Annotated in this window: 17 protein-coding genes; 11 read left to right on the forward strand and 6 right to left on the reverse strand. The window is 44.8% G+C overall.

The window, feature by feature from the left end:
• The first annotated feature begins 91 nt into the window (after positions 1–91).
• The 4 genes from DPF93_RS13635 to DPF93_RS13650 all read left to right on the forward strand — a co-directional run bounded on the left by DPF93_RS13635 (position 92) and on the right by DPF93_RS13650 (position 4302).
• Positions 92–823 (forward strand): SDR family oxidoreductase, encoded by a 732-nt coding sequence (locus DPF93_RS13635; protein ID WP_114766676.1) that lies wholly within the window; start codon positions 92–94, stop codon positions 821–823.
• A 3-nt stretch (positions 824–826) separates the two neighbouring features.
• On the forward strand, positions 827–1261 hold the full coding sequence (locus DPF93_RS13640) for a DUF2141 domain-containing protein (RefSeq protein WP_244204728.1): 435 nt from the start codon (positions 827–829) through the stop codon (positions 1259–1261).
• 9 nt (positions 1262–1270) lie between these two features.
• Positions 1271–1930, forward strand: a complete 660-nt coding sequence (locus tag DPF93_RS13645; protein WP_114766678.1) for a TVP38/TMEM64 family protein — start codon at positions 1271–1273, stop codon at positions 1928–1930.
• A 140-nt stretch (positions 1931–2070) separates the two neighbouring features.
• Positions 2071–4302: a hypothetical protein gene (locus DPF93_RS13650; protein ID WP_114766771.1), complete on the forward strand. Its 2232-nt coding sequence runs from the start codon at positions 2071–2073 to the stop codon at positions 4300–4302.
• A 135-nt stretch (positions 4303–4437) separates the two neighbouring features.
• On the opposite strand, the gene DPF93_RS13655 is transcribed toward DPF93_RS13650, so the two are convergent.
• Positions 4438–4872 (reverse strand): Lrp/AsnC family transcriptional regulator, encoded by a 435-nt coding sequence (locus DPF93_RS13655; RefSeq protein WP_075648397.1) that lies wholly within the window; start codon positions 4870–4872, stop codon positions 4438–4440.
• A 242-nt stretch (positions 4873–5114) separates the two neighbouring features.
• Between DPF93_RS13655 and DPF93_RS13660 the strand changes: the two genes are divergently transcribed.
• The 3 genes from DPF93_RS13660 to DPF93_RS13670 all read left to right on the forward strand — a co-directional run bounded on the left by DPF93_RS13660 (position 5115) and on the right by DPF93_RS13670 (position 8454).
• Positions 5115–6134, forward strand: coding sequence for an ornithine cyclodeaminase (locus tag DPF93_RS13660; protein WP_114766679.1), 1020 nt, complete (start codon positions 5115–5117; stop codon positions 6132–6134).
• A gap of 296 nt (positions 6135–6430) precedes the next feature.
• The gene (locus DPF93_RS13665; RefSeq protein ID WP_114766680.1) at positions 6431–7408 is read left to right on the forward strand and encodes an aldo/keto reductase; all 978 of its coding nucleotides are present in this window, start codon (positions 6431–6433) and stop codon (positions 7406–7408) included.
• A gap of 110 nt (positions 7409–7518) precedes the next feature.
• Positions 7519–8454, forward strand: a complete 936-nt coding sequence (locus tag DPF93_RS13670) for a DMT family transporter (protein ID WP_114766681.1) — start codon at positions 7519–7521, stop codon at positions 8452–8454.
• A gap of 23 nt (positions 8455–8477) precedes the next feature.
• On the opposite strand, the gene DPF93_RS13675 is transcribed toward DPF93_RS13670, so the two are convergent.
• Positions 8478–8945, reverse strand: coding sequence for an Lrp/AsnC family transcriptional regulator (locus tag DPF93_RS13675; RefSeq protein ID WP_114766682.1), 468 nt, complete (start codon positions 8943–8945; stop codon positions 8478–8480).
• A gap of 138 nt (positions 8946–9083) precedes the next feature.
• Here DPF93_RS13675 and DPF93_RS13680 point away from each other — a divergent pair, with 138 nt between their 5' ends.
• Positions 9084–9680 carry an OsmC family protein gene (locus tag DPF93_RS13680; protein ID WP_114766683.1) on the forward strand — a complete coding sequence of 199 codons (597 nt, stop codon included), beginning with the start codon at positions 9084–9086 and terminating at the stop codon, positions 9678–9680.
• Positions 9681–9774: 94 nt separating this feature from the next.
• On the opposite strand, the gene DPF93_RS13685 is transcribed toward DPF93_RS13680, so the two are convergent.
• Positions 9775–9936: a hypothetical protein gene (locus DPF93_RS13685; protein WP_114766684.1), complete on the reverse strand. Its 162-nt coding sequence runs from the start codon at positions 9934–9936 to the stop codon at positions 9775–9777.
• Positions 9937–10101: 165 nt separating this feature from the next.
• On the reverse strand, positions 10102–11130 hold the full coding sequence (pyrC, locus tag DPF93_RS13690) for a dihydroorotase (protein WP_114766685.1): 1029 nt from the start codon (positions 11128–11130) through the stop codon (positions 10102–10104).
• 247 nt (positions 11131–11377) lie between these two features.
• Here pyrC and DPF93_RS13695 point away from each other — a divergent pair, with 247 nt between their 5' ends.
• On the forward strand, positions 11378–13189 hold the full coding sequence (locus DPF93_RS13695; protein ID WP_114766686.1) for a hybrid-cluster NAD(P)-dependent oxidoreductase: 1812 nt from the start codon (positions 11378–11380) through the stop codon (positions 13187–13189).
• Positions 13190–13933: 744 nt separating this feature from the next.
• Here the strand turns inward: DPF93_RS13695 and DPF93_RS13700 are convergent.
• Positions 13934–14638 (reverse strand): hypothetical protein, encoded by a 705-nt coding sequence (locus tag DPF93_RS13700; RefSeq protein ID WP_114766687.1) that lies wholly within the window; start codon positions 14636–14638, stop codon positions 13934–13936.
• Between the two features lie 929 nt (positions 14639–15567).
• Complete coding sequence (locus tag DPF93_RS13710; RefSeq protein WP_114766689.1) at positions 15568–16485, reverse strand: DMT family transporter; 918 nt, start codon at positions 16483–16485, stop codon at positions 15568–15570.
• 99 nt (positions 16486–16584) lie between these two features.
• Between DPF93_RS13710 and DPF93_RS13715 the strand changes: the two genes are divergently transcribed.
• Positions 16585–17376: an AraC family transcriptional regulator gene (locus DPF93_RS13715; RefSeq protein ID WP_114766690.1), complete on the forward strand. Its 792-nt coding sequence runs from the start codon at positions 16585–16587 to the stop codon at positions 17374–17376.
• Between the two features lie 17 nt (positions 17377–17393).
• Entirely contained in the window at positions 17394–17621 is a 228-nt protein-coding gene (locus DPF93_RS13720) for a DUF7661 family protein (RefSeq protein ID WP_114766691.1), read from the forward strand.
• The last annotated feature ends 3 nt before the right edge of the window (positions 17622–17624 follow it).

The following is a 17624-nucleotide window of genomic DNA, read 5'->3' on the forward strand; positions in this document are numbered from 1 at the left end:
ACCCCGTCATTTTTGACTTTAACCTTTGTTAAAGTTTTGTTGCGTTAAGCTCGTTATTCTGACTTTCAACAATAAGCAATAGGAAGTCAGAATGGATCTTTACAACAAACATATTGTGCTGACTGGCGGGACGTCAGGAGTAGGGCGGCAGCTTGTCGCGCAGCTTGCTCGTGACAACCAGTTGATTGTATTAGGCAGAGATCAAACCAAACTGCTCGCGCTGAAAAACCAGCATCCCACGATCATCACATACCAAGTCGATTTGGAAAACGTTAAACATGTTCATCAAGTGGCTCAGTCACTGGCGAAGGATTTACCGAAAGTCGATGTGTTGATCAACAACGCGGCTGTACAGTTTATGCCTCAGATTCATGAAGACACTTTCGTCTTTGCCACAGTAGAGCGCGAGATAAACACCAACTTTACCTCTGTTTGCGCATTGATTCATGGCTTGCTACCCGCGCTCGGTAACTCTACACCAGCGCGAATCGTCAACGTCAATTCGGCGCTTGGTCTTGTGCCGAAAACGTCATCTGCGGTGTATTGCGCCAGTAAAGGCGCACTTAATATCTTTTCACAAAGCTTACGCTATCAATTTGAAAACTCGGCGATTCGAGTGCAGCAAGCATTTTTACCACTAGTCGATACCGATATGACCACAGGACGAGGCAAAAACAAGATGTCTGCTCAGTCGGCAGCGACAGCCATCATCACAGGCATCGAGAAAAGCGAAAAGGATATTGATATTGGCGCGATACGGATTTTGCGTGCGCTTCTTATGTTTGCGCCCGGTGTCGCGCGCCGAATTCTTAAGAGGTCGTAGCAGGTGGCAAAGCTAACAATTATCACATGGATATTAGGAGTAATTTCAATGAGTGCACAGGCGACAAATCATCAAATAGAGGTGCTGGTAAATGGCGTAGACACGAGCCGCCCGGGGAAAATTTTAGTGATGCTTTTTGCTGAGGCGGGTTTTCCCAAAGCTCATGATAAGGCACTGCAAATCAATCGTTATGACTCTGATCGCTCAGAGTTCAGCGTTGTGTTCGATAACGCTCCTACGCAGTTTGCTATCAAAGTGCTTCACGATGAAGACGAAGATGGCAAAGTCAGTAAAAACTGGACAGGACTGATACCGAAAGAAGGTTTAGGTTTTTCTAACGGCGCCAAAATAACCTTTAAAGCGCCAAGTTTTTCCAGTGCTCGCTTAGATGCAGTCGACACTCCATTTCCTCATGAAATTACGATTCTTTACCCTTAAGGAGTAACCATGGCACCTTTATTCAAATTAATGGGCATTATGGCTCTGTGTTTTGCTTCAACCTTTATTCTTGCCAACGCAATGGGCTGGTTGACCTTAGAGCAGATTGAAGTTTGGTTAACCCAAGCGAACACACTGAGTATTACCACAGTGGCGCTGGTGGTCATTGTACTGTTATTTCTCGACTTGTTTGTCGCCGTTCCCACCCTTTCTATCATGATGTTAGGTGGGTATTTTGCTGGTGTTTATGTTGGTGGTTTGGCGGCATTTAGCGGCACTTTGCTTGCGGGTGTAGGCGGCTATGTTCTGAGCTATTTGTTTGGCGATAAGATCGTTAACGTTGTGGTAAAAGATGCACAGCAGCGTCAGGATCTTCGTGAGAAATTCAATCGTCATGGCGTTTTGATGATTTTGCTCTCGAGAGCGATGCCAATCCTACCTGAAGTTACAGCTTGCATGTCTGGCATCAGCCGTATGTCGTTTGCTAAGTTTATGCTCGCGTGGTGCACGGTTAATTTGCCCTACAGCTTTATTGCCGCTTATGCAGGCTCAATTAGCTCACTGGAAAATCCAATACCGGCAATTATCACAGCGATTTCTCTTACCGTTTTCTTCTGGTTAGGGTGGGGATTACTCGATCGTTTTGCATTAAGTCGACGCTCGGCTTAGGACGCTGATGTGTGATTTTTGTCTCATTTCTTGAACACTCTAACGCTGTGTTCGATACTTAACTTCGTATTTTGAGTCTCAAATTGATTCTCAGTTTGATGGTTATTTTGAAGTTTGTTGCTTGCATTGAGTCGAAAGAAATGAAAAACAAAAGCTTATGTTGTTTTCTTTACGGTGCGTGTTCTCTTTTTGCGTCGTATTTTGCTCTAGCAGGCTCGGCAATTGTTTTGCCGGGTTTGCACCAACCGAGTGTGGACCTGCAAGGTAACGCGCTCACCGCTGAGCAAGTCATTGAGTGGGAGTTAGACAATGCAGATATCGTATTTGGCTCTTACGCTGACAAAAGCAACAACGAGCGGGTTAAAGCCATTGGCTATATGTACAACCAAAAGTTAGAGCTAAACAGCGGCTACATTGAAAACCAATTGCGCAATTATGCTGAATTAAATGGCATCAACTACGAAGACTTTTTCCTACATTTCGCAGAAGATACTGTACTGGCAGAAGTTGATCCTTCCCATGGCGAGAAAACCATACTCAACCGCAAGCCGATGATTGTCGGCTATACCGCAAGCAGTGATCATGCAGGATTCTGGCTCTACCAACAGCCACCATGGGATGCAGACGTTTTTGCTAATCATCATAATGGCGGTGCGCTGTACGTCTATCACGCCGAGCAGTTTGATCGGCTTGTCTTAAAGTTCAGTCAGTTCGCTCAAGGTGGTTCGTTTGTTATCGAATATCCCTCAGCGGTTGATGCTCGTGGTGAGGTCACTCAATGGTCGCGCTTTGACATCAAGAAAGACAAAACCAACAATATGACCAAAAACCAAAATGTCATTTGGCAAGTGCCGAGTGACTGGCAACGCGCCACGACTCATGATGGCAGCGGAGCAAGTTATGGGGGCGGGCAGTATTTTGGCTCAACCTTTATCCGAGATGGTGGAAGGCTTTATGTTGTGCGCATTACTTGGCAAGGTAGTGAGCAAGATGTTCGCCCAAGGCTAAAAGAAGTCAAACTTAAAAATAGCTTTCCGGTAGTTAAGTTAACAGATGCACCGACGCATACGCCAAGCGGCAGTGAAATCAAAACGTGGCGTAAAGTGCGTGGTTTTGATGTGTCTGCCGACCTTAATCAAGACAATTATCTCTCTTGGACGGAATATAAAAACCGCAGCAACAAAAATGCTACCGCACGTTTTCGCTGGGAATCGCGGGTGATCCCATTTGGTCGTATGTGGAGCCAGAACTCCTCATGGGCGGTGACCAATATCGCCAGTTCAGACTTTCTTAATGCGATGCATGACTTTTATCGATTAGAGTGGGCGGAACAAGGGCTTAATGGTGCGTATAACGATGATACTAATAAGTTAATCGGGGCAAACCAGTTTACCGTGTACTCGGGCGGTCGTGTTGCTGAACTTGGGTTAGTGGTTGATAGCGATGAAGCTGACATGCTTTACAAACAGCAGTTTTCGACCTTTCTAAATCATTTGGCAGAGAGAGAAAGTGACGCGTTGATTGGTCTTAACATTGGAACTGCCAACCTTTATGGGCGAAATGGTCAAAATCACCTTATTGAAGCGGGTTCACTCTACTTGCGAGAGCACTACCTGTTTCCATCAACCGGTTTTACTGGCTATGCCGGCATTGCAAAATTTTGGGATAATTCGGCATTGGCAGAGCAGGGAAATAGTGTGATTTTTCAAGCCACGACTCGCTATGGTCGGGTACAGTACTTTGGCAATAATCAACAGAACTGGCAGCAAGATCAGTATTCGACGTTAGCTGCGTTTTATCTTAATTACCATCCTCAATATAGCTACTTTAGTCAGTGGAATAATGGCTTTATCTACGGTAGTGACAACACCAGCGAAAGCAACTTTTGGCAAGCTGGCGTGGCGAAGAATATCGCCTATCAACCTACTGCACTGCAAGCGATTGATCTCGGTATGCCGGCTAATTCTATCCCCGTAGGTCATGATCCCATTCCTCTAATGATGTCTACCCAGATGCCAACGCCAGCAGACTACACCATCGTCGGAGATTCAACCTCTACCTCAGTTGTGCATGCAGATTTACCCAATGGCATGACTTTACTAAAACCGACTTACACTTACTTTGCTTATCAGTCTGAGCGCAAAGTTGTCACTGGCGCGCCAGAGGAGATGGTTCTCGCGCGCGAATTTAGTAAGGGACGAGTCCTTTATCGTACTGATTTTTCTGGGCGCAACGCAGATTATTATGCCGCCGAGCCTATTACTATCACCTTAGAGCAACCAATGCGCGTGGTGGATAGCCAAGGCAATATTGGCGATTACGTTTCACAAATTGAGATTGGTGGATACCAAGGTTTAATAATGCTTTATTAACCCAATATTGCTTGAGTGAAACAAGTTCAGCGCTTATCGGGAAAGGCTCTAACTTGATCTTAAGCCGCATTTTCTTGCGGCTGGAAGATGACAGTATATAAAGGTGATGATTTAGCTCGAAGGTTATATGGGTTGCTAGAAAATCTGATCGAGCAATAAGTTGGTTTCAGTTTGCACAATGCCCTTGATTGAGCGAATGCGCACTAATAATCCGCCAAGCACCGAGAGATTTTCCGCTTGGACTTCAGCTATTAAATCCCAGTGTCCATTGGTGTGATAAACCGAAATCACTTCATGGAAGGCTTCTAGCTCTTTGAGCACATTCGCTTCATCTTTGGCTTCGACCGAAATACTCATAATGATCTTGACTGTGTGTGCTTCAACTTCAGCCTCGTGTTTGAGTTTGACGGTATAACCGAGGATCACTTCTTCTTTTTCTAACTTGTTGATGCGATTTTGCACCGTCGCCCGCGATACTTTGAGCTTATTGGCGAGGTTCACCACTGACATGCGGGCATTTTTTCTCAGTAGTGCCAATAGTTGGCGATCAATATCATCTAGGTTGCTCATTGCGAAACTCAAATAGAAAGTGTTTTTAGCATAATGCCACTTTTAACTATCAAAATGCTAATTTTTCTTAAACATTTGTGCATTAGTCTGTCTTTTTGTTGGCTCAACTTCGGCTTAGAATGAGCCTGAACACATAAAAATACAATTAAATCTCCCTCTCTAACCAAGCGTGTTACCGAGTGGTTGTTAAGACAAATGACTCGGTAGCAATCGGTGTAAGAAAGGGAATAGTGAGACTTAAGATGACATTATTTCTAGATGTAGATGCACTATCCAAATTAGTAAAAGTTCAAGGTTGTGAGACCTTTATGGGCGGCTTACTCGAGTACATGCAACAGGACTTTTCTCGCTGGGAGGAGTTTGATAAATCTGCGCGCACTGCAGCACATAGTGATGTGGGTGTGATTGAACTTATGCCAGTGGCTGATCAGCAAAACTACGGGTTTAAATTTGTAAATGGTCACCCATCAAACCCTAAGCACGGTCTCTCTACCGTTATGGCGTTTGGCGCCTTGGCTGATGTTGCCACAGGCTACCCACGTTTATTGTGTGAAATGACCATTTCTACCGGTCTGCGCACTGCGGTTACTTCGGTAATGGCGGCGAAAGCGCTGGCACGCCCGGATTCTAAAGTGATGGGCTTGATTGGCTGCGGCGCGCAAAGCGAGTTCCAATCGATCGCTTTTCATAAACTGCTTGGCATTACTGAATTGCGTATCTTTGATATTGATCGTGCAGCGATGGATAAATTGGCGAATCACTTACTGGCGTACCCTGAGCTTAAAGTGGTTGCGGCAGACTCAGCCAAAGAGTGTGTTCAAGGTGCAGATATCGTTACAACAGTAACGGCGGACAAAGTTTACGCAACTATTCTTACGCCAGATATGGTTGAAGCAGGTATGCATATCAACGGTGTCGGTGGCGATTGCCCAGGCAAAACCGAGCTACATATTGATGTGCTGCGCGCGGGTAAAATCTTTGTTGAGCATGAGCCACAAACCCGTGTTGAAGGCGATATTCAGCAATTGCCAGTTGAGCACCAAGTTTACCCGCTGTGGGAAGTCATAGCCGGTAAAGCCAAAGGTCGCGACAGCAAAGATCAAATCACTATCTTTGACTCAGTGGGTTTTGCACTAGAAGACTTGTCCGTACTGCGTTACACCTATGATTTGGCAACTGAGCTAAATATCGGCGAGCAGATCGAAATTGTACCGCGCATGGCAAATCCGAAAGATCTTTTTGGCTTGATGATGAGTCGCTAGATATTTTTAACCCGCTTGCTAATACCGCAGCATTTGTTGATGATATTGATCGAGCAAATGCTGCCAAACTAGCAGACAACTTCTCCGTTCAGGGCATCCCACGCGATATTCTATTTCTCAAAACAAAGCACCTTGTTATCAAATCACTTTGTGATTCTGGTTGTGTCGATTATTAGTTTTTAGCTAATAATCATTTAAGTTTTGCATATCTACTGCTTTTTATTCGCCCTTCTATAATTGATACATCGGCTGGCGAAAGCCACCGCCAAATAAATGCGTGAAACGGGGATAACACAATGACAAATAAAGTATTTCAAGCAGTTAAACAGATTGGTTACGGAGCTATGGGGCTAGAAGGCTACTACGGCGCAAGTGATGATACACAAGCGGTGCAAACTCTAGTGTATGCGATCGAGCAAGGAATGATGATCGATACCGCAGATGCTTATGGTGCAGGGCATAATGAAGATTTGATCAAGCAAGCACTGCAACAAATCAACCCTCAAAACCAGCAACCTGCTTTTATCGCGACTAAGTTTGGTATCGTGTTTGAAGAAGACCAAACAGGTAGTCAATTGGATACTGGTTGGGGCTTTCCCCTTACGATCAATGGCACCAAAGAGTATGTAACTCGCGCAATTGATCAAAGCCTTGAGCGTTTAGGTGTTGACTCGATAGATCTGCTTTACGCGCATTATCTTGATCCAAACACACCATTAGAAGAAACCATTGCTGCGATGGCAGAGGCTGTCAAAGTGGGTAAGGTAAAAGCAATCGGTCTTTCTAATGTCACTGCCGACGAGATCTTACGAGCACATGCGATTCATCCCATCAGTGCGGTTCAGTATGAGTACTCGCTGTTTCGTCGTGAAGCTGAGAGTGAAATTTTACCTGCGATTAATCAGATTGGCGCGGCACTAGTTTGTTGGTCTCCTCTTGGTGCGGGCTTTCTAACCGGTCAAGTGCAAGAGTTGGATGAAAACGATTTTCGCAATAACAATCCGAAAATGCAGGGGGAAAACTTTACTAGCAACCTTGAGCGTTTAGAGGCGATTAAAGCTATCGCCCAAGAATACGCAATTACCCCTGCGCAACTTGCACTGGCTTGGCTGGTGGCGCAAGGCGATAACATTATTCCAATCCCAGGTAGCCGTAAGATTTCACGTATTGATGAGAACTTAAAAGCGCTAGACGTAAAACTGAGTGCGGAGACGCTTCGTCAGTTGGATGAAATTGCACCGATTGGCGCATTTAAAGGCGCAACTTTAGTTTAACTGTGCGCTTAACTTGAATTTACTAAGGCGAACTGAGAGGTTCGCCTTTGCCTTTTTAGATACTGACCAGTTAGTATCAATCACTGATCTCGAACGCGACGGAATGCCTAATGACATCACTAATCAAACATCAAATGACCTCGACGGTTTGGGGTCTATTGATCCTGCTTTCAGTTTTATGGGGTGGGTCATTTTTCTTTGTCGGTGTCGCCGTTAGCGAATTACCGCCGCTGATCATAGTCACGCTACGAGTTAGCTTAGCCGCGCTGACGCTATGGGTTATCGCTTTGCTAACCGGTCATCGCCCACCTAAAGATTACCGTGTGTGGTTTGCATTTTTGGGTATGGGACTACTCAACAACGTTATCCCATTTTTGCTCATCGTCTGGGGGCAAACCCAGATTGCTTCAGGATTAGCCTCGATTCTAAATGCCGCCACACCAATATTTGGCGTGGTAGTGGCAGGGCTGTTCTTACCGGATGAAAAACCGACGCCACTAAAAGTATTAGGCGTAGTGATTGGCTTTATTGGCGTGGTGACCATGATAGGTTTGCCTGCGCTGGGTGGCGAGAGCCCATTACTTGCGCAGCTGGCTATTTTGGGGGCGAGCACTAGCTACGCTTTTGCTAGTGTGCATGGTCGACGATTTAAAGCGATGAAAATCAGCTTAATCATGCTGGCGGCAGGGCAGGTGACGGCGTCTAGCTTAGTATTACTACCGATTGCATTGGTGGTTGAAAGCCCGAGTTTATTTGCCGATGTTAGCTTGCATACATGGCTGGCAATCTTTGGTCTGGCAGTGGTCTCTACCGCGTTGGCTTATATGCTTTACTTTAAGATTTTGGAGCTTGCTGGTGCCACCAATGTTTTATTGGTGACGTTATTGGTGCCAGTTTCCGCCATACTACTTGGTGTGATATTTCTTGATGAATCTTTACAGCCTATCCACTTAGTTGGCATGGGGCTTATCGCGCTTGGTCTATCTGCCATTGATGGGCGACTGTGGCAAAAGCTGCGGAATCAAGCGCGAGTAAATCGTAGTTAATAAGATGCTAATCGACGTGCGTGTTAATCGGGCATATTGATGGGTAACGCACTGGTGTGCTTGACTTCATCTAACACAAATAGGGTTTGTGCTTCTCTTACTTCAGGAAAGCTGCGCAGCTCTTTTAAGATAAATTGCGACAGCTCTTTATTGGTGCGAGCGACCACTTTCATCAGATGATCATAAGGACCCGACAGCGAGTAACATTCTAAAATTAACGGGTGCTCGCGCGCTGCTGTTTTAAATTCATCAAAGGCGGCTTCGTTGCGTTGGTCAATGCTGACTTGAATAAATGCAGTAACACCAAAGCCTGCCTTCTCTGCGTCAAGCATCGCGCCATACTTCTTTATTATGCCACTCTCTTCCAATTGCTTAGTGCGCCTTAAGCAGGTGGATTCTGACATATCGGTCGCTTTGGCTAACTCAACAATCGATTTACGCCCGTTCTCCTGTAGCTGAGAAAGTATCTTTTTATCTTGTTTGGTTAGCATGACGCAATCCTTCGAAATTTAATGCTCAAATGAATGAAGTCACCATAATAGCGGGATTTGAAGGCGACTTTGACGACTAAATTCACATCTTTTCGCATAAAATCTATTCATACCCAAGGAATAAACAAGGAACAATGAATGGCAACAGAAAAGTTTTTCCACGTAGGTGAATTAAGTGCAGAGCAACCACAACCTACTCAATATCAATCATCAAAGTTTGCAAAAGCGCGTCATCCGGAACCTTATCGCTTTGAGGTGAATTTAACCGCGGAAGCTGGTGATATGCAGAAAAAAACCGGTGTTGTTTCGGTAAATATTCCCGGCTTTAGCCCAGTTAAGCTTTACTGTGATGAGCAGCCGCCAGTTGGCAATGATACGGCGCCACCTCCACTGGCTTTCTTTTCTGCCGGAATTGGCTTTTGTTTAATGACGCATCTGACCGATATTCTCAATGCGCGTAAAATCCAAGTCGACTCGCTCAAGTTAGAGCAGCGTATCGTATTTAAAACTAATCTAGGGCACATGCGCGATCATGGCTACATGACTGATGGCGGGTGCGATATTGTGGAAACGCATGTCATCATTGAAAGTCCAGAGCCAGAAGAGAAGATCAAAGATCTACTTAATGAAGCGGAAAACGGTTGTATGGCGCACTATGCGCTAAGAAACCCAATTCCTTGGTCGACAAGACTGATTTATAACGGCAAAGAAGCGATTAGCCGCAGCGGAAATTAAAGCGCAGTAAGAGAGCTCGGTTTATTGACAAAAAAGGTTGAGAGAAGGGAACTTCACTCAACCTTTTTGGCATTTGCTGGGCAATGGTGCTTACTTAATCATCAGCGCCACATTTGGCGCATTCTTGGTAAGTTCGCTCGCCTTCACTGATCACCACATAGCTGCCAACGCACTTGGGGCAAAGCGCCAGTTTAGGATAGGCAATCTTTTCCTTTTTCGAGCTGGTATCGCCCTCGGTAACGTAAAATTGTCGCATGGTTCAATATCCTAATTTCGTTTGAGCGCGATTATACGTTTCACCGCGATCCTTGTCGTCATTAAGATCACATCAGAGTGTGGTAACTAGCAACGCTTATTTTGGGCAGGGGGAGATAAAAAAATCCCTCATCGGAATGAGGGATCGTGATGCTTAGATAAGAGTTTACTTAACCGTCCAAGTCACTTGCTCGCCCGCTTTGATTGGCACCACAATATCAGCGCCAAATGGCATGCTTGCTGGTACATCCCATGACTCTTTGGTGAGTGTCACGGTATCAGTGTTACGCGGCACACCGTAAAAATCAGGACCATTGTGGCTAGCAAAGGCTTCTAGGTGCTCTAGCTTACCTTCTTGCTCGAACACTTCTGCATACAACTCGAGTGCTGCGTGAGCCGTGTAAGAGCCTGCACAGCCACAAGCGGCTTCTTTTTTGTCTTTCGCGTGAGGCGCAGAGTCAGTACCTAGGAAGAACTTTTTGCTGCCGCTAGTTGCTGCTGCCACAAGCGCTTGCTGGTGGGTGTTGCGCTTAAGGATTGGCAAGCAGTAGAAATGAGGCTTAATGCCACCAACTAACATGTGGTTGCGGTTGTACATCAGGTGATGTGCCGTGATAGTTGCCGCGACATTGTCGTTAGCGTTAGCAACAAAATTGGCTGCATCGGCAGTGGTGATGTGCTCTAGAACGATCTTTAGGTTAGGGAAGTCATTGACGATTGGTGCAAGTACGGTTTCTAGGAACTGCTTTTCACGGTCAAAGATGTCAACATCATGATGAGTCACTTCACCGTGCACCAATAGCAACATGCCCACTTCTTCCATCGCTTCTAAAACGTGGTAGATGTTTTTCGCTGACGTTACACCTGAATCAGAGTTGGTTGTTGCACCAGCAGGGTAAAGCTTAGCAGCCACTACTTTGCCAGATGCTTTCGCTTTGCGGATCTCATCAGGAGTGGTGTTATCAGTGAGGTAAAGTGCCATCAGTGGCTCGAATTGCTCGCTTGGCTTTTCAGCCATAATGCGTTCGCGGTAGGCAAGGGCAAGTTCAGTATTGGTAATCGGTGGGATGGTGTTCGGCATGATTAGCGCGCGACCGTTGTAGCGGCTAATGTCTCGCACGGTATCCTTTAATACTTCGCCATCGCGAAGGTGTACGTGCCAGTCATCCGGACGAGTAATCGTAATAGTTGTCATGTTAGCTCCCACCATGAGTAAGTTGTCTGATTGGAGCCTAAGCAATTGTTTCTATGCAAAACGTATAGGCTTAGGCGACAGGATGATAGAGGAAAGCGATGAGGATTTCACCCCCTTTTTTGTTCCATGCGCCCGTTTGTTGAACAAATAGCCAAACGTTTGCTTTTTTCTTGCGGTGGTTCCGTACTATGATAGCTGAGCTCAAAAAACAAATATAATGGGCAAGACATACTTGGAAGGAATAGCAATGACAGCCTCTACACTCTCTCAAATCAACGTCTATCCAGTGAAATCTGTCGGTGGGGTTTCTCTCTCTACTGCTTGGGTTGAAAAGCAGGGGCTGATGTTTGATCGCCGCTTTATGTTGGCACTTGCTGACGGCTCTATGGTCACCGCGCGCAAGTATCCGCATATGGTGAAAGTGAGCTCGGTATTAACGCCAGATGGATTGATTTTTACCGCGCCTAATCAAGCGCCACTAAAGATTCGCTATGCGGACTTTAACATGCAGCCGACACCTGCCACCGTATGGAGCGATACTTTTGAAGCGTTTACTACGCTTGATGAAGCAGACGATTGGTTTAGCGAAGTGTTGGGTAAGCGTGTTGAATTGCTCTATACCGGTGAGCAATCGCAACGTGTGCGTGAAAAGCTTGGGCATAGCGTCAGTTTCGCTGATGGTTACCCGCTGTTGATAATAAGCCAAGGGTCACTTGATGAGTTAAATCGTCGTAGCCAAGAAAATCATGCGATGGATCAGTTCCGTACCAACTTGGTTGCTTCAAGTACAGAACCTTTCGTTGAAGACAGCTGGAAGCGCATTCGTATCGGTGAAGTTGAGTTTGAAGCGGTTAAACCTTGTGAGCGCTGCATTTTAACTACCGTGGACGTCGAACGCGGCGAGTTTCGACCAAGCAAAGAGCCGTTGAAAACCTTGTCAGAGTTTCGCGCGAATGAGTTCGGCGGTGTGTATTTCGGACAAAACCTAGTGGCGAAAAATGAGGGTATGATCCGTGCTGGTGATGAAATCGAGGTATTGGAATACAAGGACAAAGAGTTTTATCCGGATAACTCACCAAAACAACACGTAATTAAATGTATTGAACGTGAAGATATTGCCCGAGATTTTACGACGTTCTGGTTAGAAAATTCGGCAACCTTGCCTTATAAGCCGGGGCAACATTTGCCGATTGAGGTAGAAATTAAGGGGCAAAAAGTCGCTCGTCGCTATACCTTGTCTTCATCGCCATCTCGACCAGATAAATTGGCAATTTCGGTGAAACGCATTGCTGATGGTCGAGTCTCTAATTGGTTAGCCGATCATCTCCAAGTGGGCGATGAGTTAGTGTGCCAAACACCGGATGGTGCATTCCATATCGAAGAACACCACCAAACACCAACATTGCTGCTTTCAGCAGGTAGTGGTGTTACACCGATGCTTTCAATGCTGCGTTTTATGGCAGATAACAATCAGCTGGACGACGTGGTGTTTTACCATCAATGTCGTGCAGAAGAAGATATTCCTTGCCGCGATGAGTTAGAAACCTTAGCCAGAGAACATCAAGGTTTAACGCTGTTGATTTCGCTTTCTCAAGCGCCGCTAAATTGGTTCGGCTTAAAGGGGCGTTTAAGTGCGCTACACCTTAAACAAGTCAAGGGCTTAGCTCAGCGTGAAGTGTATGTTTGTGGACCGGATGGTTTTATGCAGCAAGCAAAAACATTGCTAATGCAAGCTGGTTTAGCTGAATCTCAATACCACCAAGAAGCCTTTACCGCAGCAAAAGTGGCGAGCGAAGTTAAGCAAGAAGTCAGTGTTACGGTAAATAGCCAGAATTTTGCCGGTGACAACCAGCGCTCTTTATTGGAGCAAGCAGAAGAGGCGGGGATTAATATTCCCAATAGTTGCCGCGCAGGGTTATGCGGTGCGTGCCGAGTCAAGGTAGTGCAGGGGCAAGTGAATCACCCTGATGTACCAGCTTACGAGCATATTGATGCAGCAGGTGGTGAAATCTTGGCATGTTGCGCAGTACCTAAGACGGATGTTGAGATCGCATACTAGTTTGGATATTTGCTAGAAACAGTTACTCGTTTTCGAGAGAAAAGGCTGCTTAAGGGATTGAGCAGCCTTTTTTGTATGCGATATTTTTGCATATAGCATAGTAGTATGTCCCGCTTAAAGTATTGGGTGCTTCTTTGGGTCTACTGCAAGCGGTCCAATTACTCTTTGTCTTGCCAAGGAGTAATCAGAAAGGCGCTTTAATTTATCACGCGCTGACCAGCCGATTTTAGGCGTTCCCGACGCCGAAAACCTAAAAATGCTATCCTGCATTTTTGCTTAGTTGAGTGTATTGTCATTGTTGTGAAGGCGGAATCTCGCTGTTGATTTTTCAGGTGTGGATTAGCTTGTTGAGTTGGTATGTCCCGCATAGAAGTTTTCGGATTTCTTTCCGGTTTCGGTAAGCGGTCCAATTACTCTTTGCCTTGCCAAAGAGTAATCAGAAAGGCGCTTTAATTTATCACGCGCTGACCAGCCGGTTTTAGGTGTTCCCGACACCGAAAACCTAAAAATGCTGTCCTGCATTTTTGCCTAGAATTCCGATGAAATTCAGTTAATTCAAAAAGCTCCTGGTATAGGCAAACTAATTTTGTCTTAGTAGTGCTGATGAATAAGAACTGTGCTTATAACCTAAATTCAAATGGACAAACGAAAAAAAGCCTCCAAAAAGGAGGCCAAATTGAATGAGCTGCTATACTAACCGAATCTCTATGTTGGTGTGTGACTCAAGTACAATAATTAGGTGTATCATCGCTGTGACATTTCCTGATCGATTTCTTCTTCAGCCTCACTTTCCAATAGGTCACGACTCTTAAAAGCGCCTGTTACTGTCGTGTTTCTCTTGCTGAAAATTCGTCGGTCAACATCAGCGCGGTAGCTAACGGAAGAGGTTACTAACCAGATACCAACGCCGATCATTAGAATATTGTATGCCATGCCGAGTTCTTCTTCGAAGTTTGTTCGTATGTACAAGAAACCTGAAATAGCAACAATGATAGAGGTGAGTATTGAGATCCAGTTGTAAGTGATTAGCTCAAATAACCATCGCATCCCGACCTTAAATATAACATATGGGATAGCAATCGGCCACACACCGGCTATTACCATTAAGCTAAACGTTAATATAAAGGCAGGCACCAGCAATATAGTAGCAAGTGCTACGATAGGGCCATTTTGCATAGTGCCTAGAGCTAAACCAATTAACATCACTAATGATGCCCAAGAAAATATTCGTCTAATGGTCGTGTCATACTTAGTATCTGCATGTTTATAACTTGCAAACACAACAAGAGCTGCACCGATGCCACCTAAGACATTAGATAGGTATTGAGTAGCGTTTCCGTATACATAATCTAGCGGTATGCAAGAATACAATAACAGCGTATACCATATTTCGAATGTTTTTTCTAAGATAGGTACAATTTCCAATATAATATGTCCTTTTTTAGCCAACGACGTTTCTACTTCTTTAAGCTAGATACGAGATTCAAAAATATTCTCTAGTTCAGGGTAAACATTGTTAATCTGAACATCTAGTTTTACAGCTGCCATTTCGATTATGACCATAATAGCATTGATACTAATAATAATTGTATTACAGTTATTGGGCAGCAAATTTTTTTCAAACTTAATGGTTCGCTTACAGAACTGATTCATCCATACCCTATTGGGGTTGACTATTTTATTATTCCATTGCACTTGATGTATGATCGTCGATAAAATTTGCCCCGGATTCTCGGACAGGAATTTAAATGATTTCTCTTTCTCTATAGTACCCAGAATGATTGGAGCAGATTGTGACTATAAAGCGTGAAACTACTTTCCTGAGTTTAAATAATGCTAAGGTGGTAGTTGTTTGTCGCTAAAGGTGATTCAACGTTTGTTGAACTAGCGAAGAGCTGCGTAAAAAAGCAGCTATGATATTTTTCTCAGAAGGTCAGCTAAACAAAGAAAATACTGAAGAAGTCGATAAACTTCACGCCTAGAATAAGAACGGTTAATTTTCCATAGTAAATGAATTTTTGGATAAAGTTCTCAAATAACACGGTCGTTCAATTCCCATTTGCCCAACCTTAGTTTTTCCGAAGTCGATGAGTTTCAGATTAAGCTTGAACTCGAAACTGGCAAAATTCTTTAGCTTAAGATAACAAAAAACTAGGTAAAAATGCAGGACAGCATTTTTAGGTTTTCGGCGTCGGGAACGCCTAAAACCGACCGGACAAAGCTAAATGTACAAAAGCGACTTTCTGATTACTCTTTGGCAAGACAAAGAGTAATTGGACCGCTAACTGAAAAGGGAAAGAAATCGGATAACTTTTAAGCGGGACATACCGATTCAGCTTACTAAAATCCATCATGCCCCACCTTATAACGATATACTGTTATTGCACCAAATCATTATTCAAAACAGGCGTTTGCGGTTCAATATTATCGTTTTTCTTCTTACGCTTGATTTGCGCCAGAATAACACCGCTGATCACCATAATACCGCCAATCAGATGGTAAACATGAATAGTCTCACCCAAAGTGGTCGCGGCTAGCGTAACGGCAACAATAGGCAGCAAGTTCATAAACATCGCACTGTTATCGGCACCAATTGCATCAATTGATTTAATCCACATATATGGCGCGGCAATCGAGGCTGCAATTGACGCAAATAAGATGATTGGAATCGAATCAACTGGTGGCAGCAGATTGTCGCTGGTGAGCCAGATTGGCGCTAACATCACCATTGAGCAGAAGCCTTGCATATAAATCAAAATGGTATTTGGTAGGTACATCTTCCAGCGTTTGATTAGAACGCAGTACAGTGCGTAGGCGAGGGATGCAACCACCATTAGCGCGTCACCTTGAGTGATGCTTTGCGATAGGAAAAACAGCATATCGCCTTTGCCAAGCATATACGCCAAGCCAATTAACGAAATTACACCACCGACAATGCTATTAAACGAAATCGCTTTTCCTAACAATGGGACACTTAAGAAGATCGCCATGAGAGGTACTAATGAGCTGATCAGCGCCATATTAGAAGCGGTCGTCGTCACTGCCGCGTAATAACCGCATGACTGGTTAATCACCATACCTAGTAAACCTAAGCAAGCCAGCTTGGCAAGGTTGGGTTTAATCTCGCTCCATAAGCGAATCACTTTTGGTAGACAGAATGGGGTTAAGATGGCAATGGCAAATAACCAACGATAGAAGCTCATAGCACTTGGCTCAATGATCGCTGCCGCCATTTTGCTGGCAATTGCATTCATGCCCCAAATGAAAACAGTAAGTAACGGCAGTAGGTAGATCATGTGAACTTCATCGCAGTATAAAAAGTGGCGGCTAGTGTCGCAGGTCTATATAATTGTATGTATCTCTAATGAGACATAATACGCTCTAGGAAGACAAGTTTGAGAAAATCTGCAAAACACCTGCATCCATCCTTATCGATTGATAAAGCACCATCTGATGTGTTTATGAATTTTGAGGCGTTTCTTTCCAATACTGAAACGCGCGAGCACAGCCATGCCTGGGGACAAGTTCAGTTGATAAGCGGTGGGATCCTTGAAATGGAAGTCGGCGATACCCGTTTTTTAGCCCCGCCTCACTTAGCGATTTGGGTTCCACCAGGTGTGATGCATAAGAGCTATAACCGCAAACCTCTTTCGTACTGTTCACTTAACGTCGCGCTTGATTTAACTGGTAGTTTTCCTGATAAAACCAGCCTTATTCGCGTGACACCCATCGCTTCGGCAATTGTTGATGACTTTCGAGCTAGACGTATAAATGTCGCAGAAACCGAAGCGGATAAGCGCTTGGTTAAAGTGTTGCTCGATCAACTCGCGACTCGCGATACCCAGCACCATTTTCTACCATCCACCGATAATAAGTATTTAGCACCGATTTTAGCGGCAGTTGAAGAAGATCCAACCGATACCACCAGTTTGTCTGATTGGGCGGAAAAGGTTCACACTACCGAGCGTACTTTAGCGCGCCATTGCCAAGCGGATCTAGGCATGAGTTTTACTGAATGGCGCTTGCGAGTGCGTTACCTTTACTCGATGGAACTGTTGCAAAAAGGGCAGTCGGTAAAAGAGGTCGCGTTTACCCTCGGCTATAACCAAGCCAGCCCGTTTATTTCAATGTTTAAGAAATACTCAGGCATGACGCCGGAGCAATATAAGAACCGTTTGATTGGCTAACAAGGAAGCGCAAATCAATGCTGATTAAGTTCAACGTATTTGGTAAGCCAATGTCTGTGCAGCGCAAAGAGGGTGAGTGGTTACTATTTTTAGAGTCCGCCACCTCGATGCGGGTTCGAGTGTACGATGTGGTGATCCCTCCTGAGTTGCAAGAAGATGAGCTAGCCGGCTACTTGGCGGATATTTATCATGAAAATGCCAACTCAAAATACCTATCGGTTGAGTTAATAAGTGTCCTTAGTTAGAAC

This window comes from Vibrio rhodolitus, assembly GCF_003350325.1.
In the GTDB taxonomy this organism is placed as follows: Bacteria; Pseudomonadota; Gammaproteobacteria; order Enterobacterales; family Vibrionaceae; genus Vibrio; species Vibrio rhodolitus.